Here is a 24,970-nt window from a genome sequence, read left to right as displayed (position 1 = left end):
CCAGCGGGGAGTCGGTGCGGCCTCAGACTTCGCCCGTCGCCTTGCGGGTGTGCAACTGTCGGGCCACCTCGGCGATCGAGCCCGAAAGGGACGGGTAGACGGTGAAGGCGTTCGCGATCTGTTCGACCGTCAGGTTGTTGTCCACGGCGATCGAAATCGGGTGGATCAGTTCCGAGGCTCGGGGGGCCACGACCACACCGCCGACGATGATCCCCGTGCCCGGACGGCAGAAGATCTTGACGAAGCCGTCCCTGATGCCCTGCATCTTCGCGCGCGGGTTGCGGAGGAGGGGGAGCTTCACCACTCGGGCGTCGATCTTGCCTGCGTCGACGTCGGCCTGGGAGTAGCCGACCGTGGCGATCTCGGGGTCGGTGAAGACGTTCGAGGAGACCGTCTTCAGGTTGAGCGGGGCCACCGCGTCGCCGAGGAAGTGGTACATCGCGATACGGCCCTGCATCGCGGCCACCGAGGCCAGCGCGAAGATGCCGGTGACGTCACCGGCCGCGTAGACGCCTGGGGCGGTCGTACGGGAGACCTTGTCGGTCCAGATGTGGCCCGAGTCGCGCAGCCTGACGCCCGCCTCCTCCAGGCCCATGCCCGCGGAGTTCGGGATGGCGCCGACCGCCATGAGGCAGTGTGAGCCGGTGATGACTCGGCCGTCGGCCAGGACGACCTCCACCTTGTCGCCGACCCGCTTGGCGGACTGGGCGCGGGAGCGGGCCATCACGTTCATGCCGCGGCGCCGGAAGACGTCTTCGAGTACGGCGGCGGCGTCCGGGTCCTCGCCCGGCAGGACGCGGTCGCGGGAGGAGACGAGGGTGACCTTGGAGCCCAGGGCCTGGTAGGCGCCGGCGAACTCGGCGCCGGTGACACCGGAGCCGACCACGATCAGCTCTTCGGGGAGTTCGGTGAGGTCGTAGACCTGGGTCCAGTTCAGGATGCGCTCGCCGTCGGGGCGGGCGTCGTCCAGTTCGCGGGGGTGGCCGCCGGTCGCGATGAGGACGGCGTCCGCGACCAGGGTCTCCTCGGTGCCGTCGGCCGCCTTCACGATCACCTTGCGGGAACCGTCGATCGCCTGCATGCCGTCGAGCCGGCCACGGCCGCGCATGACACGGGCGCCCGCTCGGGTCACGGACGCGGTGATGTCGTGCGACTGGGCCAGCGCCAGGCGCTTCACACGGCGGTTCACCTTGCCGAGGTCGACGCCGACGACCCTTGCCGCCTGTTCCAGGGGTGGAGTGTCGTCGGCCACGATGATGCCGAGTTCCTCGTACGACGAGTCGAAGGTGGTCATCACCTCGGCCGTCGCGATAAGGGTCTTCGACGGCACGCAGTCGGTCAGCACCGACGCCCCGCCCAGACCGTCGCAGTCGACGACGGTCACCTCCGCGCCGAGCTGCGCTGCCACCAGCGCCGCTTCATAGCCGCCGGGTCCGCCACCGATGATCACGATCCGAGTCACGTACCCCATTGTCCCGCACGCTTCAAGATGCTTCCGCCCGGGGGCGGCGGGGGTGCGTGGTTCGCCGGTCCGTTCGGTGTGGATCGCCTGCGGTTCGTTGTGGGTCGGTGCCGTACGCGGGTGTCCTGAGTACCGCCGGTTACGGGAGTGGCGGGTGGGTTCGCTGCCGTACTCTCGGAGCATGTCGCTCTACGCCGCGTACGCCGGCAATCTCGACGCGCGGCTGATGACCCGCCGCGCCCCGCACTCGCCGTTGCGCGCCACGGGCTGGCTGAACGGATGGCGGCTGACCTTCGGCGGTGAGCACATGGGCTGGGAGGGCGCGCTCGCGACCATCGTGGAGGCGCCGCGCTCGCAGGTCTTCGTCGCGCTGTACGAGATCGCGCCGCCCGACGAGGAGTCCATGGACCGGTGGGAGGGCGTCGGCCTCGACGTCTACCGGCGCATGCGGGTCCGGGTGCACACCCTTGAGGGCGAGGAACCCGTCTGGCTGTACGTCCTCAACGGTTATGAGGGGGGACTCCCGTCCGCCCGCTACCTCGGCGAACTCGCGGACGCCGCCGAGTCGGCCGGGGCACCCCACGACTATGTGATGGAGCTGCGGAAGCGGCCCTGCTGAGGGCTTCCCACACATAACGCCCGTCGCGGGTCTCGTTGGAAACGACAAGACAACGATCGCAATCCCGTGAGCTCTGTCATCTACGCGCGTAGGCCCAGACCAGCTACCCTCAACCGCGTGAACGCATCTCTTCTTCCGGACGACATCCAGGGCGACCCCCACGCCGCCGCTGACGCCGCCGCCACGCGCCTGCGCGAACTGACGGGCGCCGAGACCCACGACGTCGCTCTCGTGATGGGCTCCGGCTGGGGGCCGGCCGTCGACGCCCTCGGCGTACCCGAGGCCGACTTTCCCGTCACCGAGCTGCCCGGATTCCCGCCGCCGGCCGTCGAGGGCCATGGCGGGCGGGTCCGCTCGTACGCCATCGGTGACAAGCGCGCGCTCGTCTTCCTCGGCCGTACCCACTACTACGAGGGGCGCGGTGTCGCCGCCGTCGCGCACGGGGTTCGTACCGCCGTCGCCGCGGGCTGCAAGACCATCGTGCTGACCAACGGCTGCGGGGGGCTGCGTGAGGGTATGCGGCCTGGGCAGCCCGTGCTGATCAGCGACCACATCAATCTCACGGCCGCCTCCCCGATCATCGGTGCGAACTTCGTCGACTTGACGGATCTGTACTCGCCGCGGCTGCGGGCGCTGTGCAAGGAGATCGACCCTGGTCTGGAGGAGGGTGTCTACGCCCAGTTCCCCGGGCCGCACTATGAGACTCCGGCGGAGATTCGGATGGCTCGGGTGATCGGGGCGGACCTGGTGGGGATGTCCACGGTGCTGGAGGCCATTGCCGCGCGTGAGGCGGGTGCGGAGGTGCTGGGTATCTCCCTGGTGACCAACCTTGCCGCGGGGATGACGGGGGAACCGCTGAACCACGAGGAGGTTCTCCAGGCCGGGCGGGACTCCGCTACGCAGATGGGCTCGCTGTTGGCCCAGGTGCTGGGTCGGCTGTAGGCACCGCCCAGGAGTTTGCCCACCCGCCGCCCGTCTCGGTCGGTCGAGAAGCTGACGCACACCACACCACGAGAGGTTGACCTGACGTGCACGACGACGATCTCATCGCGCGGGCCAAGACCTGGCTCGCCGAGGACCCCGACGCGGACACCCGCGAGGAGCTGGGGAAGCTCATCGACGCCGGGGACGTCACGGAACTCGCGGAGCGCTTCGGCGGCACTCTCCAGTTCGGCACCGCCGGCCTCCGCGGCGAACTCGGTGCCGGACCCATGCGGATGAACCGCGCCGTCGTCATCCGCGCCGCCGCCGGACTCGCCGCGTACCTCAAGCACCACGGCCACACCGACGGAGTCGTCGTCATCGGCTACGACGCCCGGCACAAGTCCGCGGACTTCGCCCGCGACACCGCCGCCGTGATGACCGGCGCGGGGCTGCGGGCCGCCGTGCTGCCCCGGCCGCTCCCCACCCCCGTACTCGCCTTCGCCATAAGGCACTTGGGCGCGATCGCGGGTGTGGAGGTCACCGCGAGCCACAACCCGCCCCGGGACAACGGCTACAAGGTCTATCTCGGCGACGGCTCCCAGATCGTGCCTCCGGCCGACGCGGAGATCGCCGCCGAGATCGACGCGGTCCGCTCACTGCACGACGTGGCCCGGCCGGAGGACGGGTGGGAGATCCTCGACGACGGCGTCCTGGACGCCTATCTCGCCCGTACCGACGCCGTCCTCTCCCCCGGCTCCCCCCGCACCGCCCGTACCGTCTACACGGCGATGCACGGCGTCGGCAAGGACGTCCTGCTGGCCGCGTTCGCCCGCGCCGGGTTCCCCGAACCCGTGCTCGTCGCCGAACAGGCCGAGCCCGACCCGGACTTCCCGACCGTCGCGTTCCCCAACCCGGAGGAGCCGGGCGCGATGGACCTCGCCTTCGCGCGGGCCCGGGCCACGGAACCCGACCTGATCATCGCCAACGACCCCGACGCCGACCGCTGCGCCGTAGCCGTGAAGGCCGAGGGGGACTGGCGCATGCTCCGCGGTGACGAGGTCGGCTCGCTGCTCGCCGCGCACCTCGTACGGCGCGGCGCCCGGGGCACCTTCGCCGAGTCGATCGTCTCCTCGTCCCTCCTCGGCCGTATCGCCGAGAAGGCGGGCCTGCCCTACGAGGAGACCCTCACCGGCTTCAAGTGGATCGCCCGGGTGGACGGGCTTCGCTACGGCTATGAGGAGGCCCTCGGCTACTGCGTGGACCCGGATGGGGTGCGGGACAAGGACGGCATCACCGCCGCCCTGCTGATCACCGAGCTGGCCTCCGAGTTGAAGGAGGAAGGCCGTGATCTGCTGGATCTCCTCGATGATCTCGCCGTCGAACACGGTCTGCACGCCACCGATCAACTGTCGGTGCGGGTCGGGGACTTGACCGTCATCGCCGATGCCATGCGGCGGTTGCGGGAGCAGCCGCCGACTCAGCTTGCGGGTCTGCGTGTTACGAAGGCCGAGGATCTGGCGGAGGGTACCGACGCGCTTCCGCCCACTGACGGCCTGCGTTACACGCTCGACGGCGCCCGTGTCATCGTCCGGCCCAGCGGCACCGAGCCCAAACTGAAGTGCTACCTGGAGGTCGTGGTTCCCGTGGCCGCGCACGCCGACCTCCCGGTGGCCCGTGCGAAGGCCGCCGAGACCCTCGCCATGATCAAGCGCGATCTGTCGGCGGCTGCCGGTATCTGAGCGGCCTGCCGCCAACTCCCTTGCCCCTGCACGGGGTTCAGTCCCGTACCAGGTAGCTGAACCCCGTGTCCGGTCCCACGCAGGACTGGAGGGTGAGGTCGCCCCAGTAGAGGCCGGCGGCGGGGACGCCACGGCCGGGGGTGACGTAGTGGGCGTAGACGGTGTAAGTCCAGGTGCCTCGTGGGGTGTCGATCGTGACCTTGGTGCCTGCGCGGAGCGTGGCGAAGCGGTCGAAGCCGCAGTAGTCGTGGCCGACGATCACCACGGTTCGTAGTTCGTAGCCGTTCTCGGTGCCGATGTTGGGGCCCGTCCACTGTACGGCGTTCCGGCAGGCGTCGACCTCCGTCTGGTCGCCCCGGACGACCGTTGAGGACCAGTCGCCGATACGGATCGTGGTGGTCGTGGGGCGTCCGGTCGTCGCCGTGTCGGTGGTCGGTGCGGTGGACCGGGTGGGGCGAGGGGTGGCGATCGGTGTCCGGCGGGACAGGTCCGGGCCGGGGACCCGGCTGTCGGAGGCGCTCGGGGAGGGGGCGGGCGGGTGCGCTATCGGTGGCCGGGGGCTCGGAGCGGTGGCGGACCGCGACGCGGACACGGAGGGCGCCGGCGGCGCGAGGGACACCGGAGCGGTCGCCGTCCTGGTCCCCGTGGCGATCGGTCCGGGCGCGGCGTGCGTGGTCCGCGCCCCGGTTCCGCAGCCGACGAGGAGCAGGGCCGCTGCGGCCACGCCCGCGAGCCGCACTGCCGTCATCCGAACCGTCCGTTCACGTAGTCCGAAGTCCGTTCGTCCTGGGGCGAGTTGAACATCGCCTGGGTGTCGCCGTGCTCGACGATCACGCCGGGGGTGTTCTGCGAGGCGAGGAAGAAGGCGCAGCTGTCCGAGACGCGGGCGGCCTGCTGCATGTTGTGGGTGACGATGACGATGGTCACCTCGGACTTCAGCTCGGCGATGGTCTCCTCGATGCGGCGGGTGGAGGTGGGGTCGAGCGCCGAGCAGGGTTCGTCCATGAGGAGGACGCGGGGGCGTACCGCCAACGACCTTGCGATGCACAGGCGTTGCTGCTGGCCGCCGGAGAGGGCGCCGCCGGGCTGGCGGAGGCGGTCCTTGACCTCCTTCCACAGGCCCGCCTTGATCAGGCACTCCTCGACCAGGTCGTCCTTGCCGTCGCGGGTGGCCCTGATGGCGTTGAGCTTGAGGCCGGCGAGGACGTTGTCGTAGATCGACATGGCGGGGAACGGGTTCGGCTTCTGGAAGACCATGCCGATCTGGCGGCGGGCGTGGGTGATGCGGCGGCCCCGGTCGTAGATGTCCTGGTCGTCGAGGAGGACCCGGCCGGCCAGTGAGGCGGAGCCGATGAGTTCGTGCATGCGGTTGAGGATGCGCAGGAAGGTCGACTTGCCGCAGCCGGAGGGGCCGATGAGGGCGGTGACCTCGCGGGCGGGCATGGTGAGGGAGACCTGGTCGAGGACCTTGTGGTCGCCGAACCAGGCGGAGACGGAGTCGGCGCGCAGGCTCGCGGGGCCCTGTCCGGTGCCGGTGAGCGGGGGCTGGCGGAGGGTGTCGGTGAGGTCGGGGTTCGCTTCCGAGGGGGCGTTCCCGGTGAGGTCGGTGGACATGGTGGTGTGGTCAACTCCCGTACGGGGCTTGGTCGTTCAGAGAAGGTTCGGCAGCAGGGAGACGATCGCGCCGGAGTCGGCGAGGCCCAGGGCCAGGAGGAGCGGGCCCGCGCAGATCCAGGTCTGCCAGCGGCCCCAGACGCGATGGGCGACCACTGCCAGCAGGGCGGCGAGCAGCAGGGCCTGGGACCAGAGGAAGACGCGGAGCCAGGCGGAGTCGTCGCCGCCGAGTGCCTGCTCGGAGGCGGCGATCCAGCCGGGGCGCAGGTCGCGCGGCGGGGCGGTCTGGGTGGGGGTGATCAGCTTGGCGTCCACCCGCAGGACGCCGCTCGGTGTGTACGGGGCTCCGGTGGCGGTGATCAGGGTGAGTCGGCCCTGTCCCTGGGCCAGGGGGGTGGGTAGTTCGTCGCCTGCCCGACGGATGTCCGTGACCTCGTAGACGGCCTTGGTCTGGCCGGTGGTCAGCTCGATGCGGGCACCGGTGGGCAGGCTGTGGAGGTCCAGGAACGGGCTGCCGTATCCCCATTGGCGGCCCATGATCACCGAGGTGCCGGGCTGGCCGGGCAGCGGGGTGTCGCGGCGGTGGCCCGGCCCCGACATGAGCACTTCGGAGGTCGTGCCCTCGGCTACGACCTCCTTGATACCGAGGGCGGGGACGCGCAGGAGGGCGACCGGTGCGCCTGGCTTCAACATCCTTCCCTCGTAGTCGCGTTGGCCTACCGGGGCGGTGCCCAGGGCGAGTTCCTTGCGGAGTTCGTCGTAGGCGGTGCGCTGGTCGCGGGCGTGCTGGAGGTGGCCGACGACGGTGAGGTTCGCGGCGAAGCCGAGGAGCACGGCGGCCAGGACGCACACGGCCGCCCCGGCGAGTGCGAGCCCGGGGCGGGCGGGGGGCCGTGGGGTCTCCTGGCGCGGCCGGACGGGCGGCGGTGGCGGGCCGTCGGCCGGCGCGGGCGCGTCGGCCGGGGGCGGGGCGAGCGTGGTCACGGGGTGCGCTCCTCGAAGCGGGACGGTTTCCTTCGTACGGCGTCTGTCGTGCGGCGCCTGTCGTGGGGCGGGGCCGGGGGCGGGGGGTGGGCGCCCCCGGAACCGCCCGGCCGGTCAGCGGTGTTGCGGGGTGTCGCCGTTGCCGAAGGTCAGCAGGCCCTTGCGGCGCATGTGGAGGACGAGCGCGGAACCCGCGGCGAGGAAGGCGAGGGAGGCCAGGCCGATCGCGCCGACCTGGGCGCCGGTGGCCGCCATGGAGCCGGAGCCGGAGGAGGAGCCGGTGCCGCTGTCTCCGCCGGTGGTGCCGCCCGTGTCCGAACCGCCGGTGCTGGAACCGTCGGTGGGTGTGGCGCCCGAGTCCGAGTCGGACGCGCTGGGCGAGGGGGACTCGCTGGAGGCGGCGCCGGTGGTGAACGCGAAGGCGACGCTGTGGCCGTCGGTCGCGTCCTCGGCGAGCGTCAGGGTGTGGTCGCCGTCGGCGATGTCGCTCGGCACGGTGAACTCGTAACTGTCCACGGTTCCGGACGAGTTGGCCTTGGCGTCCGCGAAGGTCGCGGTGCTGTCGGCGAGGGTGACCTTGACGGCGGCGCTCGCGGTGTAGCCGCGGGCGGTGATCTTCACCTTCTGGCCGGCGTCGAGCGCGGGGTTCGTGCCGAGGTCGTTGCCGTCCTCGTCGGTCACCGTGAGGTCGGGGTCGTCGGTGACGGTGGGGCTGGGGCTGGAGGTGGCGGCGTCGGTGCTGACGAAGTCGAAGGACCCGAACACGCCCGACTTCTCGGAGAACTGAAGGTTGTGGTCACCGTTGGGCAGTTGGTCGGGCACGGTGAACGCGTAGTCCGCGACGGCCCCGTCGGCGTTCACGGTCACGTCGGGGTAGGTCGCGGAGGAGCCGCTGAGGGCCACGTGTACGGCGGCCGCCGGTGTGAAGCCCTTGACGGTGACCTTCACCTTCTGGCCGATGGCCAGCGTGGGTTTGGCCGTGAGGTCCTTGCCGTCGGCGTCCTTGGCGGAGACGACGTAGTCGATGGTCGCGCTCCCCGTCGCCGAGGCGCTGGAGTAGGCGTCGGCATCGGTGGGCGTGAACACGCCGCTGAACGGCAGGGGGCCGCCGATCGCGGGTGCCTTGACGGTGAGTTCGGCCGTGCCGTTCGTGGCCGGTGCCGTGCCGAGCGAGGTGTCACCGTTCTTGAACTCCACGGAACCGGCCGCGGCCGCTGGCGACACCGTGGCGGTGAGCTTGAGGTCGCCGCCCACGGCGACGCCGGTGGGCGCGCTCACGGCGAGGGTCGTGGCCTGCTGTTCGAGCAGGGACCAGGTGTCGCCCGTGACCCGGATCTTGGCGAGGAACCGGTCGGCGGTCGTGCTGGTGGTGCACATCAGGGCCACGGTGTACGTGCCGTCGTAGGGCGCGGTGACGCCCGCGCTCGTCAGGGCCGACTGAAGGCTCGGCTTGGCCGCGGTGGCCGCGAGTGCCACCGTGAACGGGTCCGTGCCGACGCCGGCCTTCGTCACCGACTGGGCCAGCGGCAGGAGTGCGGTCGGGGTGGTCGGGTTCACCAGCCTGAGCACCGTCGTCTGCGCGGTGGTCGAGTTGCAGCCGGCGCTCGTCGTGACGGACGTGGTCATGGGAATGTCCGCGATGTTGCCGGTCGCCGGGCTGACGGTGAACTTGCCCAGTTCCGTGGCGGCATGGGCCCGGCCCGAGAAGGCGACCACCCCGGCCAGGGCGGCGAACAGCAACGCGCAGCATGTCAACAGCGCCACTGGTGATCTGAGTTGTGCGAGACGGTGAGTCATGTGGTGGTCCCCCCACGGGGTTTGGGTCGTGGATGAATAACGCCGACAGGGCCGGACACCCGTGGGTGCCCGGCCGTTGTGCGGCTATGGGGTGCTGATCAGCTCTCGCCCGTGATGCTGGTGCTGCCGCAGTCGCTGCCGAGGGTGCCGAAGCCGTACAGGGTGATGACGGAGGTGTTCGCGCAGACCTTCGAGCCGGTGCCCACGAAGGTGCTCGCGATCACCGAGTCCGACAGCTTGCTGGTCGGGACGACGTTGTAGACGTTCCGCAGGTAGGGGAAGCTCAGGTTCAGCGTCAGGTCGTCGTTGCGGGCGACGACGCCGTTCACGGAGCCGAGGACGGCCTCGCCGCGACGGTCGTCCACGACGAAGCTCTCCTGCGCGGTGTACTGGGCCACCGAGTACGGGAAGATGTCACCCGCGCTGTCGACCGCCGAGCCGTCGTTCTCCTGGATCGTGGAGTTCGAGGTGACACAGGAGCCGGGGGTCGTCACGCCGATGGAGCTGAGGAAGAAGGCGCGGGTGCCCGAGGCCGACTGCGGCAGGATCGGGGTGAGGGTGACACCGTTGAGCGTGGTCAGGGTGCACTCGTAGATCGCCTTGAGCTGGGCGGTCGTCAGGCTGTCGGGCAGCGCGCTGCCGTCCTGCTTCACCCAGGACACCGCGTCCTTGGCGTACGGGATGAAGGTCAGGTCCGCGGTGGTGGTGTTGTTCGGGCCTCGCGAGGAACGGGCGAAGTCCACACAGCCGGTGGAGCCGTCAAGGGCGGTGTTGAGGGCCGTGATGCCGGCGCCGGAGCCGTCGGGGCGGGCGATCGTGCAGTTGCCGGTCGCCTTGGTGGTGATCGTGCTGGAGCCGGTGGCGTTCCACGAGGCGATGACCTTGCCGCTGCTGTTCGTGATCGCGTCGCCGAGGGCGTTCACGACGTCCTGGGTCGTGTCGGAGCCGACACCGGCGAGCTGACGGTAGTCGGTGGCCGAGCTGGGGTCGGCGTAGGCGGGGGCGGCCAGGGCACCGAGGCCCAGGGCGACCGCACCGACACCGGCACCGATACGCAGGCGGGTCTTGACGTTCACTTGAGTTCTCCTCCGTGGAAACGGATCGAGCAAAGGACGTACAAGAAGAATCCGGATCTCTTTCGCCGCCGACCCGTCGGCCGGCCACGCAGAACAATTCCGTAGAATCGCGTCCCGAGGCCACTAATTCCAGCCGGTCATCAGGTTACGACTCCATTTCCTAAGTGACTCCAAGGGAATTCACTTGGCGGTGTGCGGATTCCCCGGGGCGTGAATGCGCCCCGGTCTTCGGAATCCGGCGGTTATGGGGTGGCGATCACGTCTCTCCCTTGAGGGTCGTGCTGCCGCAGTCGCCGCCGAGGGTGCCGAAGCCGTAGTTCGTGATGGTGGCGGCGAGCTTGCAGATCTTCGAACCGGTGCCCACGAAGGTGTCCGCGATCAACGGGACCGACAGGTTGGCGGTCGGGACGACGTTGAAGATGTTCCGCAGATACGGGAAGTCCGGGTTCGGCGTGAGGTCGTCGTTGCGCGGGTCCAGTCCGTTCACGGAGCCGAGCACGGCGTCACCGCGCAGGTCGTCCACGACGAAGGTCTCCTGGGCGGTGTACTGAGGCACCGAGTACGGGAGGATGTCGCCGGCGCTGTCGACGACCGAGCCGTCGTTCTCCCAGGTGGAGTTCTTGTACGTGACGCAGGAGCCCGGCGTCGTCACACCGATGGATGTGAGGAAGAAGGCCCGGACGTCCGAGCTGGACTCCGGCAGGATCGGGGTGAGCGGGATGCCGTTCAGCGAGGTCAGGGTGCACTCGTAGATCCTCTTGAGCTGAGCGGTCGTCAGGCTGTCGGGCAGGGCGCTGCCGTTGAGCTTCACCCAGGACACGGCGTCCTTCGCGTACGGGATGAAGGTCAGGTCCGTGGTGGTGGTGTCGTTGGGGCCGCGCGAGGAACGGGCGAAGTCCACGCAGCCGGTGGAGCCGTCAAGGGCGACGTTCAACCAGTAGACGCCGCGGTCGGAGAGGTAGGGCCGGGGGATCGTGCAGGTGCCGGTCCCCTTGGTCGTGATGGTGCTGGAACCGGTGGCGTTCCACGAGGCGACGACCTTGCCGCTGCTGTTCGTGATCGCGTCGCCGAGGGCGTTCATGACGTCCTGGCTCGCCGCGGAGCCGACACCGGCCAGCTGACGGTAGTCGGTGACCGAGCCGGGGTCCGCGTGGGCGGGAGCGGGAGCGGCCACGGCGCCCAGGACCAGTGCCAGCGCTCCGGTGCAGACGCCCGCGCGCCGAAGGGAGTTGACGTTCACTTGGCTTCCCCTCCCGCCCTGCGCGCCGAGAACCGCAGCATGACCGGGCCCGCGAGGGCGGCCGCTCCGCCGGCGACGAGGACACCGAGCAGCACCCAGCGGACCATCCCGAGCACCTCCGACGGTGTGTAGCCGCCGGACTGGGCCACGTTCTGCTTGGCCGGGTCGGTCTCCGTCGGGGCGGCGGAAGGGCGCGCGGTGTCCGAGGCGTCGGCGGTGGCGCCCGGTGTCCCTGTGGAGCCGGTGCCGGTGGCGCCGGTGATGCCGCCGTCCGTGCCGCCCGCCGCCGAGCCGCCGCTGCCGGTGCCGCTCACGTCGTCGCCCCCGCCGGACGTACCGCTGGAGGACTCGTCGGCGGCCGGCACGCCCTTCTCCAGCAGATCCGCCGCCTGCTTCGCCTGCGTGCGCAGTGCCGTGGGCAACGGGGCGTATCCGTACGGCAGTTGACCCTTCGCGGTGCCCTGGGTCTGCCCGTCGCCGGCCGCGTAGCGCATCACCTTGGCGTAGTCGAGCCGGGCGTCCTTGGCCTGGTCGAGGGAGGCCGCCGCGTAGACCACCGCGGTCAGCGGATAGGCGCCGTCCTTCATCTTGGCGGGATCGGACGTCTTGACGCCGGCCACGTCCGAGTCGGGCATCTCGGCGACCGCCTTGAGCAGGGACTCGTCGGTCGGCTTGACGTAGTCCCCGTCGGCGTTCGGCAGGGCGGCGGCGCCCAGCAGGTAACGCGTCGCGGACGCGTTGTCGACGATGCCGAACTGACGCTGCTGCGTGGGAATCGGGCGGTCCACCGCCGTCGGCCTCGGCGGGATGGCGCTGGTGTCGCAGTTGTACGCGGTTCCGATGGAGCCACGGCGTACCTTCAGCGCCGCGTCGTGCATGTCGTTCATGTAGGGGACCACGTCGAGACCGTTGTACGTGATGTCGGGATAGCCTCCACCACACGGGGTCGTCGAGGGCGTGAGGTCCGTCTTGGGGAAGAAGTCCAGGGAATCCGAGATCACCCCGTTCTCGTACGAGGGGTTCACCTTCATTCCCCAGGGATCGGCTTTCCCCGCGATGAACTCCCTCGCATCGGCGTTCGCCAGAATGTATTTCCACACCAGGTTGGCGGAGTCGGTGTTGTCCACGGTGACGGCCAGACCCAATGGGGCGTTGACCGCTGCCTGACCCGCGAGATCAGGATTGAGCCGAAGGAATTCAGGGTCCTTGACGATGGACTGCGGATTGTCGGCGAGGTAATCGGGGATCTTGTCGGCCGGCTTGACCATGCTGAAGGGATAGGACTGTGTGAGCACCTTGGCCAGCAGTCTCTGGTTGAGCTTCAGCTCGGTCAGCGGCCTGCTGCCGCCCGCCGTGTCATACATCCAGGCGAAACCGATGGTCAGCCCCGTGACCGCGACGGGCGCGTGCACCACCTGAGGCGCGCCGTCGACCGGTTCGACGGGGTCCACGGTCATGGCGAGCCCCGCCAAGGAGTCACCCGAGGTCACGGCGTCCCGAGCCTGCTGCTCCCCGGACTGGGTGAAGTTGAACCGGTAGGTTCCGGTCCTGCACAGCGCGCTCTGCCAGGACGTGACGACATCGGTGGCCAGTTCGGAACCCATGATTCCGCGCTCGGGCTTGTCCGCGTCGCAGTTGTCCGTCACCGGCGCGAAGCCGAGTCGGAACGCGATGCGCTGGTCCCAGTTCGACTGGCTGATCGACGAGGTGACCTGGTCGCCCAGGCCGTGCGTCTTCCCGCTGGGGTCGTGGGTGCCGCGCGGCACCACCACCAGCCAGCACGGCTGGATCGCGCCGGCCGAGGTGGTGCGGGCGCCACAGCCCAGGGCCGGCTGTTCCACGGACGACTTCAGCTCGAACGACACGTCGCCGCCGCCGTCCCCGTCGTTCGGCATGAACGGGATGGCGTTGGTGTCACCGTCGGTGAAGTACGTGGTGTCGGTGGCGCCCGTGGTGGGGTCCCCCTGGCCCTCGACCGGCTGGAACGGCACGTAGTGCTTGCCACTCGCCTCGACGGGAGTCGCGGAGTCGGATTCCAGCGGGTCGTGGCCCGCGGTGTCGCCCCGGTACACGTACCGGCCGTCCCCCTTCTGCCCGCCCGCCGCCAGCCCGAACTCGCACTGTGTACGGTCCGGCCCGGATGCCGCGTCCCCCCAGCACTGCATGATCGACAGGAAGTTCGTCTGATCGTTGAGGGACGGATCACCGCCCGTCCACGTCACCCGCACGCCCTGCCCGGTCAGGTCCTTCGTCTGGTGCACGGTGACCTTGAGGTTCGAGAAGTCGTCGCCGTACACCCCCTTCGCCCCGCTCTCGGTCACCGCCGAACCCTCGGCGGTCGCCGCCCGCGCCTGGTCCGCCCCGTGGGGCAGCGGCAGTACCGCCAGCACCAGGGCGGACAGCAGGCAGCCCACGCCCGCGGTCACCCGTGTCGTACGGCGTCTCATCAGAACTCCCTCTTGCGGCGCGAACGGGCCGCCAGCATCCGGGCGGTGAGCGGTGGTCCGACGACGACCGCGAGCAGCAGTACGGCCGACAGGGCCATGAGGGCGCCGCGCATCCCGAGGCCGTTGTCGGCGGCGAGGGCCACGGGGTTGGCGACCACGGACGTGTCGCCGGAGCCGCTGCCGGTGCCCGCGCCGGTCCCGTCGCCGCTGACGACCTCGCCGGTGTCGGGGTCGATGGACGCCCCGGAGGTGCCGCCGGCCGCGGCGCTCGCGGTGGAGTCGGGCGTGCCGTCGCCGTTGGTGTCCGTGCCCGCGGTGCCGCCCGTGGCGGAGGAACCGCCCGAAGTCGAGCCGCCGGTCGAGGAGTTGGAGCCGCCCGAGGTGCTACCGCCGTTTGCGGACGGCTTCACCGGGGTGTCGGTGCCCGCCGCGCCCGCCGTGCCGGTGGTGCACTGCGTCGTCCCCTTCTTGTCGCAGGACTTGGGGTAAGGGGCGTTCTTGATCAGGGTGTTGACGCCGCCGGAGAAGGTGGGGTTGCGGCAGTCGTTGATGTTGATCGAGCCCGTGGGGGCGCCCGGCACCCGGCGGATCTGGTCGAAGCCCGCCTCGACGAGGTTCTTCGGCAGCGGCGAGTAGCCCAGGTCGTCCGCCTGCTGCTGGCCGTCGCACAGGAAGTAACGGGCGAACGTGCCGAGGGAGTTGCCCTTGGCGGTGGTGAAGCCCGCCTCCACCTTCGTCGGCAGGATCATGTAGCTGTAGCTGGAGAGCGGATAGGTGCGGGCGTCCGCGTTGGTGTAGACGTTGTCGAGGATCTGGGTGAGGTAGTTCGAGGACTGCTGGTTCTCGTTGATCTCGGCCTTCGTCAGGGCCACCGCCACGCTCGCCGCGGTCGGCTCGACGTAGTAGTTGTCCTTGTTGAGGATCTTGGCCACCGGGAAGCCGGTGTTCTTGGCGTAGGAGTACTCGACGTAGGTGATCGCGCCCTCGCCGGAGGGCTGGCGGACATGGCCGGAGACGCCGAGCGAGCCGGACTTGGAGACCATCGTGGAGCCGCTGAGCAGCGGGTAGAACGAGGTCATCCCGCAGTTGCCGCTGCCGCGCCCGGTGCGGGAGCAGTAGTCGCTCCAGAGGGCGGGGTACTCCTTGGACATCCAGGTTGTGAACTGCGCGCTGGTGCCCGAGCCGTCGGAGCGGACGACCGGGACGATCGCGCGGGCCGGCATGGTCAGGCCGGGGTTGTCGGCGGCGATCGCGGGGTCGTTCCAGCGGGTGATCTTCCCGGTGAAGATCTTGGTGACGACGTCGCCGGACAGGCGCAGGTTGGTGACCATCTTGCCGTTGATCTTGAGGTTGTACATGAACGCCGTACCGCCGGCCACGATCGGCATATAGGCGTAACCCCGGCTCGGCGGGACCTCGGTGACGCCCTGTTCCTTGAGGCCGTAGGGGATCTCGGAGACCGCGAAGTCGACGGTGTTGTTCTTGAACTGCTGGCGGCCCTGGGAGGAGCCGTTGGCCGAGAAGTTCACCGTCATGCCGTAGTTGGCCTTGACGTTGCGGACCCACTGCTGGACCGCGTTGGAACTCCAGGTCGAACCCGAGCCGGTGATCTTCGCGTAGGAGGCGGCCGCGGCGGACGGTGGTTGGGCGGCGAGCAGGGCGCACAGCAGTGACAGCACGGTGGCCGCCAGACGGAAACGAGTGGCGGGTTTCACGACGAACTCCCGTTTTCGGTAAGGGCGTTGGGGCTCGGGGTGGCGGCGATGGCGGCCGGGCGGGCGGTGAAGCGACGCGCGTCACGCTGCGACGCGAGGACGCGCCGGTGTTCCTGACGGCGCGTCAACTGACCCGGGCCACGGCCGCCGACGATGCGTGCCGCGACGAACAGCAGCAGCACCAGCGTCATCAGCAGGGCCGCCGTACCGAAACCGCGCGAAATCATGTTCGGCTCGGGCGACTTGACGAACTCGAAGGTGACCAGCGGCAGCGAAACCATCGGGTCGTGCAGCGGATTGAGGTTGAGGTCGTTGGTGTAGCCCGCGGTCAGCAGCACCGGTGAGGTCTCGCCGATACCGCGCGCGGTGCCGAGGATCACGGCGGTGGTCAGGCCGGAGCGGCAGGTCGGCAGGACGACGTGCCACACCGTGCGCCAACGGCTGGTCCCCATCGCGTAACTGGCCTCGCGCAGGGTGCCGGGCACCAGCCGGATGACGACGTCGGCGGCCCGGATGATGATCGGCAGCATCATCACCGAGAGCGCGAGACCGGCGGCGAGACCGGACTGGCCCAGACCGAGGCCCAGGATCACGGTCGCGTAGATGAACAGGCCCGCGACGATCGACGGCAGCGCGGTCATCGCCTCGACGATGGTGCGCACGAACCGGGCGTAGCCGCCCGGGACTTCGGTGAGGAACACCGCGCAGATCAGCCCGGCCGGGACGGTGATCAGCAGCGCGATGGTGATCATGATCAGGGTGCCGGCCGCCGCGTGCAGCGCCCCGCCCACGCTGAGCGGCTCCAGCGGTCCCGCCAGATGCATGTCCTGGGTGAAGAAGTTCAGGTGCACGAGCGCCTTGCGGCCCTCGACCAGCGCGTACACGACGACGAACGCGAGGATCACGACCAGCAGCACGCCCATCGACCGTACGACCGCCGCCGCGATGCGGTCGACGACGGCGGGTCCGTCCTCGTCGAAGGAGACCAGCAGGGCGTAGATCAGCAGGAAGAGGCCGTAGGCCAGGACGGCGAAGCCGACCGCGCCGTTGAAGGGGAGCAGCCAGACGAACAGCAGCCAGGTCAGCGACAGCGCGGAGGCGGCGGCGCCGACGACGGCGTACAGGTCGGTGGCGCGCATCCGGGTCAGGGCGCGGCGGCGCTCCCCGCCCGGCCCGGTGCCGCGCGCGGAGCCCGGCAGCGTGGTGCGCGGGCGGCCGGTCGCCTGACGCGCGCCGGGCGCTTCAGGGGCAACGGTCATGGTCGCTCATTCCTGTGTGGCGTAACGGGCTGCGGGCGCCTGGGAGTTGGCATGGGAAGGAGGCCGTCGTCAGGCGTCGCTCGTCGCGCCCGAGCGCGAGCGGGCGACGATCGAGGAGGCCGCGAAGTTGACGATCAGCGTCATGAGGAACAGCGCGAATCCGGCGGCCATCAGCGCGGACATGCCGAACTCGCTGGCCTCGCCGTAGTGCAGGGCGATCAGCGAGGCGATCGAGCTGGTCCCGGACTGGAGGACGTGCCACTGGATGTCGAAGGTCACCGAGATGATCATGAAGATGGCTATGGTCTCGCCGAGCGCCCGGCCGAGCCCGAGCATGGTGCCGCCGATCATCCCGCCGCGCCCGAAGGGCAGTACGACGCTGCGGATCATGCCCCAGCGGGTCGCGCCGAGCGCGTAGGCGCCCTCGCGCTCACCGGCGGGGGCCTGGGAGAAGACCTCGCGCATGATCGAGCAGACGATCGGCGCGATCATCATGCCGACGACCAGGCCCGCGATGAACGTCGAGGACGTGTACAGGCTTTCGGGCGCCAGCGGGTCGGCCGGATCGGCGCCCCGCACGTCGAAGACCGGGATCCACCCGAAGTAGGTGGAGATCCAGCGGGCGACCGGCAGCACCTTGTCCTGGAGGAAGAACACCCCCCACAACCCGTAGACCACCGACGGTACGGCGGCCATCAGGTCGACGGTGCTGATCAGGGTCCGGCGCAGCCGGGCGGGCGCGTACTCCGAGATGTACAGGGCCGCGCCGGTCGCCAGCGGTACGGCGACCAGCACGGCGACGACCGCGATCAGCACGGTGCCGACGAGCACCGCCGCGATGCCGAAGTTCCCCTGGTCCGGGGCCCATTGAGCGGTCGTCAGAAACGACCAGCCGGCCTTGTCCAGCGCCAGCCACGCCCGGTAGAGCAGGAAGCCGCCCACGAGCAGCATGACGCCCAGCACGAAGGTGCCGCCGGAGCGCAGCACCACGCGGAAGATCCGGTCGGGCAGCCCCGGGTCGGGGTACAGGCGTCTCGGCACGTCGTCGTCGGGCCCGGCCGCGAGGGCCGTCCCAGGCTGCGGCTGTCTGATGTGTATCGGCGGAGGCACGGTCCCGACGCTCCGGGCCCGCGATTGACATGCTCACCCCGAGGTGTGAACAAGAGGTGCCCTGGGGGCAACAACCGTTGCGCTCGGCACATCCGCACCATGGACAACTCACCTATGGACATGATGAGTTGACGGTCGGAGTCAGCTGTTGCCGAACAACTCCGGCCCCACGCCCACCAGTTCGGGCAGCAGCGCGCGGAAACGGTCGTAGGCGGCACGACAGGTGGCATGCCGTTCGTAGGTCCGCGCCGCCCCGGCCAGATGTCGGCCGGACGTCTCCCAGACCACCCACACCCAGCCGCCGCCCTCGGCGCTGTGCTGGATGCCGCCACCCATCTCGGCATGCCGGGAGCACAGCCGCACGAACGCCGTACGACATCGTTCATGGCTGTCGTGCGAGGTCAACGACACCGCCACCGACCGGCCGTTGGGGGCCACCAGCCGCCAGCCGTATCCGCCTCGGCCGTCGATGTCGATCTGACATCTCATGCCCATCACCGCGACGGCAGGTCTTGCCGTCTCGCCGGACCGCTCCATGTCCCCACCCCTGCCGCCCATTGATGAGTAAAACCCGCAGGTACGGCGCTATGGACGGCACCAGCAATCTACTGAGCCGGAGATGAACGGGGAGAGGCAAACGTGACGGCCCGGCACACGCTTCATGTCGAAGTATCCCCTAGGTAACCCCTAGGACAGCCACAGGGAAAGCGCTCACTCCCCGGTCCGGACAACGTTGCCAATAAGGGGACGGAAGCGCTTCCATGGGGGCACCGCCCCGCACAGCGGTCAGTACAGCCACCGCGTGACGAGCAGCGCGATCCAGGCGATACCGAGGACCGCGGCGAACGGCCACAGCGGGCGCCCGCGCTCGTCCTCCCCGCTCTCACCGCTCGGCCGCAGCGCGGGATCGGCGATCATCGCGGAGAGTTCGGCGGCGAGGGCGTCGTAAGGATGGATCAGGCCGCGTCTGCGTTGCAGCCGGGCCGAGTGCGGGGCGGCGACCACCCACGTGTCGCCGCCGCGCCACCGGAGCTTCAGGTCGAACCCCTCGCGGCGGGCCGAGCGGAGGTCGTCCCAGCGGATGTGCCGCGGCCGGCGCAGACCGTTCAGCCAGATGCCGGTGCGGTCGGCGGTGATGCGCCAGGACAGCTTCACGGGGATCCGGGTGGCTCCCCTCGTGCCCACGACAATCAGCAGGAAGTGATGCCAGAGGCTCTCGGCGGTCGCGACCCAGTACAGCCAGACGCCGCACTGCGCCATCAGGAAGGTCGCCAGCCAGTCCACCGGGCCCGCCCGCCAGCGCCGTACCGGCACGATGTCGATGCTCTGCGCCCGCACGGCCGCGACCAGTTCCGCGTGCCGCGCGTCGCTCCGGGCCGCCCGGACCGCCGCCCGCTTCGCCCGCACGAGCCGCCGCCGCACCTCGGCCTCCGACAGCGGCCTCACGGGTCCGGTCGACCACTGCGCTCGCGGCGCCCCGCCCGGCTTCGAGGCGGCGCTGACGAGGAGGATCTCGGCGCCGTCGTAAGGAGTGCCGTAGAGGACGGCTTCGCGGAGGGGGCCGGAACGCTCGACGGGGAGACGGCCGCCGCCGAGGACGTCGTCCAGGACGTCGTCGACGATGTCGTCGAGGGGGGTGGGGAGGGCGGTGCCATCCTCCGAGTTCTCCGGGTCCTCCGCATCCTTGTCGGCGTGGTCGGTACGGTCGGCGGTGTGGATACCGGCGGGCGTCTTTTCCGGATCCGAGACGGCGATCCGGAACAGGGGTCGCAGCGCGGCCGGGTCGTCGGCGGCGAGGACCTCCATGTCGGCGTGCGCGGTGTCCCGGACCAGCACACGCAGGACGGGTGCCGGAGCCTGCCGCAGCGCGCGGGCCCGCCGTCGCCCCACCACGCCGGACAGCAGGACCGTGAAGCCGAGTCCCATCACGGAGCAGCCGGTCATCGCGGCGCCCCGCTGGTCCTCGGCGTGGGGGAAGAGCGGCGCCAGGGCGGTCAGTACGGCACCGGGTACGAGCAGGAACGTTCCGGCACCGATGAGGAACCGGCCGCGCCGGACCGGCTCGCCCGCATCGGGGAGAAGTGCGGTGACGCCGTCGGACGCGGCCAGGGCGGCCTCCCGTTGCCGCCGAGCCGCGCGGATGCGGATCTCGGCGAGCGCGACCGAGCCCGCCAGCAGCGGAACGGCGAGGGCGAGCACCCACCAGGTCACCGGCGCGAACAGCTCCTGCGCGGCCAGGGCAGCAAACAGGGCCGCCGCCGTGTACCACATGACCTCGGGCCGCCACAGCAGCCAGACCGCCTGGAGCGGGAGCAGAGCCGCGAGGTACGGGGAGAGGTGGTGGGCGAAGTACAACAGCCCGTACCCGGCGAGCCAGGCGCACAGCACCACGAGCTTGATGTACCGCAGCCGCAGCCGTATCGATGTCCGGCGCGGCGGCAGCGCCTCCGTCCACCGGCGCACCTGTTCGCCGCGCCAGCGGAGGGAGCCGTCGGGTATCGCGGAGGAGGGCAGCCGCAGCGGCTCCCGGACGTTCGTGTCCATGACTTCCCAGAGACTCGGACCACGGGCGTGGTCGGCGTGGCTCGGCTTCGCCTCCGGGTGGGGGGACCGCCGTCGCGGCCGAGTTCGGGTCGAATGTCGAATGATGACCCGGAAAACTGTGAACGGGGGTACGGGGGTACGGGCGCCGATTCGGTCCGGTCAACCAGTCACCCGGTCACGGGCCGGAGCACGGTTCCGGTCAGCCCGTCGCCAGCAGGATCGCCAGGACCACGGCGCCGGCGAGCGCCGGGGCGATCACCTCGTACGCCCAGCGCACCGTGACCTCGCCCTGCGCCGACTCCGCCTGCTCCCGGTTCTCCAGCAGTTCCCGCAGGTCGCTCATGATCTGGTCGGACTCCGCCCGCGTGGGCTCACCGGCCGCGGAACCGCCGCCCAGGCCACCGCCCAAGCCCCCGCCGAGGCCTCCGAAGCCGCCGCCGAAGCCGCCGAGGCCCCCGGCCCGGCCGCCCCGGCCGGTCCGCCCGCCGCCCGCCGCCTCCGCCGCGGCCCGCGCCTCGCGCCGCGCCGCCCGCTTCCGGCCGCGCAGCGAGACCGGGATCGCCCACAGCTGGAACTTGGTGCCGGACTTGGCGACGACCTCGTTCGAGAGCCCGGACCGCAGCGCGGCCATCTCGCCCCACGGCACCACGATCAGCCGGAAGGGGTTGCGCACGCGCAGCCGGTCCTCGTTGGCGTACACCGCCGGGCGGAACGTGAACGCCACCACCAGCGGCACCACGAGGATCAGCCCCGCGAGCGCCAGCCACGGGGTGCGGCCGTGCCCGCGCGCGAGGGCGTCGATGCCGAGCCACAGCCCGATGCCGAGCAGCAGTACGCCGCCGACGATGCCCATGGGGGACCGGTAGATACGGTCCCTGGACATGGGTAGCGGGGGCTGCGGTGCGGAGGGCTCGTGGTGCGGGGTCGTCATGGTGCGATTGTGCCTCAGGGGTGCGCCTTCTCGTCGATGGGGACCTGTGCGTGCGCGACTGCGGGTGCGTCGTGGTTGCTCGCGCAGTTCCCCGCGCCCCTTAGGTGGGACCAAGCATCCGGGGTGTACAGCCGCTACGCGCGTAGATATGCTCGTCTGGTGACCATGCCCACCACTGCACCCACAGCACACGCTCTCGGTGACGTCACCGCGTCCGACAGCACGCTGCGCCGTTTCCTTCACGGGCTGCCCGGCGTCGACGCGGTCGGCCTGGAGGCGCGCGCCGCCTCGCTCGGGACCCGTTCCATCAAGACCACCGCGAAGGCGTACGCCATCGACCTCGCCATTTCGATGGTCGACCTGACGACGCTGGAAGGCGCGGACACCCCCGGCAAGGTCCGGGCGCTCGGCGCCAAGGCGGTCCGCCCCGACCCGACGGACCGGACGAGCCCCTCGACCGCGGCCGTCTGTGTCTATCCCGACATGGTGGCCACCGCGAAGGAGGCCGTCGCCGGTTCCTCCGTGAAGGTCGCCTCCGTCGCCACCGCGTTCCCGGCCGGCCGTGCCGCGCTCGCCGTGAAGCTGGCCGACGTGCGCGACGCGGTCGCCGCGGGCGCCGACGAGATCGACATGGTCATCGACCGCGGGGCGTTCCTCGCGGGCCACTACATGAAGGTCTACGACGAGATCGTCGCCGTGAAGGAGGCGTCCGGGGCGGCCCGTCTCAAGGTCATCTTCGAGACCGGCGAGCTGTCGACGTACGACAACATCCGGCGCGCGAGCTGGCTCGGCATGCTGGCCGGCGCGGACTTCATCAAGACGTCGACGGGCAAGGTCGCCGTCAACGCCACGCCCGCGAACACCCTGTTGATGCTGGAGGCGGTCCGCGATTTCCGCGCCCAGACCGGCATCCAGGTCGGGGTGAAGCCCGCGGGCGGTATCCGTACCTCCAAGGACGCGGTCAAGTTCCTGGTCATCGTCAACGAGACGGCGGGCGAGGACTGGCTGGACAACCACTGGTTCCGCTTCGGCGCGTCCTCGCTCCTGAACGACCTGCTGATGCAGCGTCAGAAGCTGGCCACCGGCCGCTACTCCGGCCCCGACTACGTGACGGTGGACTGACCCATGACCGTTTTCGAATACGCACCGGCGCCCGAGTCCCGCTCCGTCGTCGACATCGCGCCCTCCTACGGCCTGTTCATCGACGGCGAGTTCACCGAGGCGGCCGACGGCAAGGTCTTCAAGACCGTGTCCCCGTCCACCGAAGAGGTCCTGTCCGAGATCGCCCAGGCGGGCGAGGCGGACGTCGACCGCGCGGTGAGGGCCGCCCGCAAGGCCTTCGAGAAGTGGTCGGCTCTGCCCGGCTCCGAGCGCGCCAAGTACCTGTTCCGTATCGCCCGGATCATCCAGGAGCGCAGCCGCGAACTGGCCGTCCTGGAAACCCTGGACAACGGCAAGCCCATCAAGGAGACGAGGGACGCGGACCTGCCGTTGGTCGCCGCGCACTTCTTCTACTACGCGGGCTGGGCCGACAAGTTGGACCACGCCGGCTTCGGCGCGAACCCCCAACCCCTCGGCGTCGCGGGCCAGGTCATCCCCTGGAACTTCCCCCTCCTGATGCTGGCCTGGAAGATCGCCCCGGCACTCGCCACCGGCAACACGGTCGTCCTGAAGCCCGCCGAGACGACCCCGCTGTCCGCGCTCTTCTTCGCGGACATCTGCCGCCAGGCCGGCCTCCCCAAGGGTGTCGTCAACATCCTTCCGGGCTACGGCGATTCGGGCGCCGCGCTCGTCGCGCACCCGGACGTGAACAAGGTCGCGTTCACCGGTTCCACGGCCGTAGGAAAGGCGATCGCGCGCCAGATCGCGGGCACGACCAAGAAGGTCACCCTCGAACTGGGCGGCAAGGGCGCGAACATCGTCTTCGACGACGCCCCCATCGACCAGGCGGTGGAGGGGATCGTCACCGGCATCTTCTTCAACCAGGGCCAAGTGTGCTGCGCGGGCAGCCGACTTCTCGTACAGGAGTCGATCCAGGACGAGTTGATGGACTCGCTGAAGCGCAGGCTGTCGACCCTGCGCCTCGGCGACCCGCTCGACAAGAACACGGACATCGGCGCGATCAACTCCGCCGAGCAACTCGCGCGGATCACCACCCTCGTGGAACAGGGCGAGGCGGAAGGCGCCGAGCGCTGGTCCCCGTCCTGCGAACTCCCGTCCTCCGGCTACTGGTTCGCCCCGACGCTCTTCACGAACGTCACCCAGGCGCACACCATCGCCCGCGACGAGATCTTCGGCCCGGTGCTGTCCGTGCTGACCTTCCGTACGCCCGAGGAGGCGGTCGCGAAGGCCAACAACAGCCAGTACGGCCTGTCGGCGGGCATCTGGACCGAGAAGGGCTCCCGCATCCTCGCGGTCGCGAGCAAGCTGCGCGCGGGTGTCATCTGGTCCAACACGTTCAACAAGTTCGACCCGACCTCGCCGTTCGGCGGCTACAAGGAGTCGGGCTTCGGCCGCGAGGGCGGTCGCCATGGCCTGGAGGCATACCTCGATGTCTGATCGCCTGTCTGTCTTCAAGACCTACAAGCTGTACGTCGGGGGCAAGTTCCCGCGTTCCGAGAGCGGCCGGGTGTACGAGGTGACCGACGCAAAGGGCAAGTGGCTGGCCAACGCCCCGCAGGGGAGCCGTAAGGACGCCCGGGACGCGGTCGTGGCGGCCCGCAAGGCGTTCGGCGGCTGGTCCGGCGCGACGGCCTACAACCGCGGCCAGATCCTCTACCGCATCGCCGAGATGCTGGAGGGCCGCAAGGACCAGTTCGTGCGCGAAGTGGCGGACGCGGAGGGCCTGTCGAAGGCGAAGGCTTCCGTGGTCGTGGACGCGGCGATCGACCGCTGGGTCTGGTACGCGGGCTGGACGGACAAGATCGCCCAGGTGGTCGGAGGCGCGAACCCGGTCGCGGGCCCGTACTTCAACCTCTCCTCGCCCGAGCCGACGGGTGTCGTCACCGTCCTCGCACCCCAGGAGTCCTCGTTCCTCGGGCTGATCTCGGTCGTAGCCCCCGTGATCGCGACCGGCAACACGGCCGTCGTCATCGCGAGCGAGAAGTCCCCGCTCCCCGCGCTGTCGTTGGGCGAGGTCCTGGCGACCTCGGACCTCCCCGGCGGAGTCGTCAACATCCTCTCCGGAAAGACGGCGGAGATCGCGGCCCCCCTCGCCGCCCACCAGGACGTCAACGCGATCGACCTCGCGGGCGCGGACGACGTACTGGCGAAGGAGTTGGAGATCGCGGCGGCCGACAACCTCAAGCGAGTCCTCCGTCCACAGCCTGTGGATTACGCGGAGACTCCGGGCACCGACCGCCTGACAGCCTTCTTGGAAACGAAGACGGTCTGGCACCCGACGGGCTCACTGGGGGCAGGTGGCTCGTCCTACTGAGCAGGCCGCAGGCCGCTCAGCAGGGGCGCGGGGAACTGCGCGACCAGCCACAACCGGACGCGCACCCGGCAAC

General features: G+C 70.2%; 20 protein-coding genes. 6 read left to right on the top strand and 14 right to left on the bottom strand.

The window, feature by feature from the left end; translation table 11 throughout:
- Positions 1–22: 22 nt before the first annotated feature.
- Positions 23–1,471, bottom strand: a complete 1,449-nt coding sequence (locus ACWIHT_RS06555) for an NAD(P)H-quinone dehydrogenase (RefSeq protein WP_019072870.1) — start codon at positions 1,469–1,471, stop codon at positions 23–25.
- Positions 1,472–1,643: 172 nt separating this feature from the next.
- Here ACWIHT_RS06555 and ACWIHT_RS06550 point away from each other — a divergent pair, with 172 nt between their 5' ends.
- The 3 genes from ACWIHT_RS06550 to ACWIHT_RS06540 all read left to right on the top strand — a co-directional run bounded on the left by ACWIHT_RS06550 (position 1,644) and on the right by ACWIHT_RS06540 (position 4,744).
- The gene (locus tag ACWIHT_RS06550) at positions 1,644–2,081 is read left to right on the top strand and encodes a gamma-glutamylcyclotransferase (RefSeq protein ID WP_456165067.1); all 438 of its coding nucleotides are present in this window, start codon (positions 1,644–1,646) and stop codon (positions 2,079–2,081) included.
- A gap of 117 nt (positions 2,082–2,198) precedes the next feature.
- On the top strand, positions 2,199–3,023 hold the full coding sequence (locus ACWIHT_RS06545; protein ID WP_019066946.1) for a purine-nucleoside phosphorylase: 825 nt from the start codon (positions 2,199–2,201) through the stop codon (positions 3,021–3,023).
- A gap of 86 nt (positions 3,024–3,109) precedes the next feature.
- Positions 3,110–4,744 (top strand): phospho-sugar mutase, encoded by a 1,635-nt coding sequence (locus ACWIHT_RS06540; protein ID WP_456165065.1) that lies wholly within the window; start codon positions 3,110–3,112, stop codon positions 4,742–4,744.
- Positions 4,745–4,781: 37 nt separating this feature from the next.
- Here ACWIHT_RS06540 and ACWIHT_RS06535 read toward each other — a convergent pair whose 3' ends face one another.
- From ACWIHT_RS06535 to ACWIHT_RS06475, 13 genes are all read right to left on the bottom strand, one after another.
- A complete protein-coding gene (locus tag ACWIHT_RS06535) occupies positions 4,782–5,492 on the bottom strand; it encodes a hypothetical protein (protein WP_456165063.1) in 711 nt (236 codons plus the stop codon).
- Positions 5,489–6,358 (bottom strand): phosphate ABC transporter ATP-binding protein PstB, encoded by an 870-nt coding sequence (gene pstB / locus ACWIHT_RS06530; protein ID WP_456165061.1) that lies wholly within the window; start codon positions 6,356–6,358, stop codon positions 5,489–5,491. Before pstB ends, ACWIHT_RS06535 begins: the two co-directional genes overlap by 4 nt.
- A 36-nt stretch (positions 6,359–6,394) precedes the next feature.
- Positions 6,395–7,342: a sortase gene (locus tag ACWIHT_RS06525; protein WP_456165059.1), complete on the bottom strand. Its 948-nt coding sequence runs from the start codon at positions 7,340–7,342 to the stop codon at positions 6,395–6,397.
- A 114-nt stretch (positions 7,343–7,456) separates the two neighbouring features.
- Entirely contained in the window at positions 7,457–9,106 is a 1,650-nt protein-coding gene (locus ACWIHT_RS06520) for a hypothetical protein (RefSeq protein ID WP_456165057.1), read from the bottom strand.
- A gap of 131 nt (positions 9,107–9,237) precedes the next feature.
- The gene (locus tag ACWIHT_RS06515; protein WP_456165055.1) at positions 9,238–10,215 is read right to left on the bottom strand and encodes a substrate-binding domain-containing protein; all 978 of its coding nucleotides are present in this window, start codon (positions 10,213–10,215) and stop codon (positions 9,238–9,240) included.
- A 256-nt stretch (positions 10,216–10,471) separates the two neighbouring features.
- Entirely contained in the window at positions 10,472–11,455 is a 984-nt protein-coding gene (locus ACWIHT_RS06510) for a hypothetical protein (protein WP_456165053.1), read from the bottom strand.
- A complete protein-coding gene (locus ACWIHT_RS06505; RefSeq protein WP_456165051.1) occupies positions 11,452–13,902 on the bottom strand; it encodes a hypothetical protein in 2,451 nt (816 codons plus the stop codon). The genes ACWIHT_RS06510 and ACWIHT_RS06505 overlap by 4 nt, the downstream gene beginning before the upstream one ends.
- Positions 13,902–15,617 carry a phosphate ABC transporter substrate-binding protein PstS gene (gene pstS, locus ACWIHT_RS06500; RefSeq protein WP_456165049.1) on the bottom strand — a complete coding sequence of 572 codons (1,716 nt, stop codon included), beginning with the start codon at positions 15,615–15,617 and terminating at the stop codon, positions 13,902–13,904. The genes ACWIHT_RS06505 and pstS overlap by 1 nt, the downstream gene beginning before the upstream one ends.
- Positions 15,614–16,876, bottom strand: coding sequence for a phosphate ABC transporter permease PstA (pstA, locus tag ACWIHT_RS06495; protein WP_456165047.1), 1,263 nt, complete (start codon positions 16,874–16,876; stop codon positions 15,614–15,616). The genes pstS and pstA overlap by 4 nt, the downstream gene beginning before the upstream one ends.
- Positions 16,877–16,945: 69 nt before the next feature.
- On the bottom strand, positions 16,946–17,986 hold the full coding sequence (gene pstC / locus ACWIHT_RS06490) for a phosphate ABC transporter permease subunit PstC (RefSeq protein ID WP_456165045.1): 1,041 nt from the start codon (positions 17,984–17,986) through the stop codon (positions 16,946–16,948).
- 141 nt (positions 17,987–18,127) lie between these two features.
- Positions 18,128–18,475 (bottom strand): hypothetical protein, encoded by a 348-nt coding sequence (locus ACWIHT_RS06485; RefSeq protein ID WP_200716380.1) that lies wholly within the window; start codon positions 18,473–18,475, stop codon positions 18,128–18,130.
- Between the two features lie 297 nt (positions 18,476–18,772).
- Positions 18,773–20,530 (bottom strand): hypothetical protein, encoded by a 1,758-nt coding sequence (locus tag ACWIHT_RS06480; protein ID WP_456165043.1) that lies wholly within the window; start codon positions 20,528–20,530, stop codon positions 18,773–18,775.
- A 199-nt stretch (positions 20,531–20,729) separates the two neighbouring features.
- Positions 20,730–21,461, bottom strand: coding sequence for a PH domain-containing protein (locus tag ACWIHT_RS06475; protein ID WP_456165041.1), 732 nt, complete (start codon positions 21,459–21,461; stop codon positions 20,730–20,732).
- Between the two features lie 165 nt (positions 21,462–21,626).
- Here ACWIHT_RS06475 and deoC point away from each other — a divergent pair, with 165 nt between their 5' ends.
- The 3 genes from deoC to ACWIHT_RS06460 are packed head-to-tail and all read left to right on the top strand — an operon-like array spanning position 21,627 to position 24,897.
- The gene (gene deoC / locus ACWIHT_RS06470; protein ID WP_456165039.1) at positions 21,627–22,583 is read left to right on the top strand and encodes a deoxyribose-phosphate aldolase; all 957 of its coding nucleotides are present in this window, start codon (positions 21,627–21,629) and stop codon (positions 22,581–22,583) included.
- Positions 22,584–22,586: 3 nt separating this feature from the next.
- Complete coding sequence (locus ACWIHT_RS06465; protein WP_456165037.1) at positions 22,587–24,020, top strand: aldehyde dehydrogenase family protein; 1,434 nt, start codon at positions 22,587–22,589, stop codon at positions 24,018–24,020.
- Positions 24,013–24,897 carry an aldehyde dehydrogenase family protein gene (locus ACWIHT_RS06460; protein WP_456165035.1) on the top strand — a complete coding sequence of 295 codons (885 nt, stop codon included), beginning with the start codon at positions 24,013–24,015 and terminating at the stop codon, positions 24,895–24,897. The genes ACWIHT_RS06465 and ACWIHT_RS06460 overlap by 8 nt, the downstream gene beginning before the upstream one ends.
- Positions 24,898–24,970: the final 73 nt, after the last annotated feature.

The sequence above is a fragment of the Streptomyces sp. NPDC002276 genome (genome assembly GCF_053891435.1).
The sequence above is the reverse complement of the archived record's forward strand: the minus strand, read 5'-3'. Positions and strand labels throughout refer to the sequence as shown.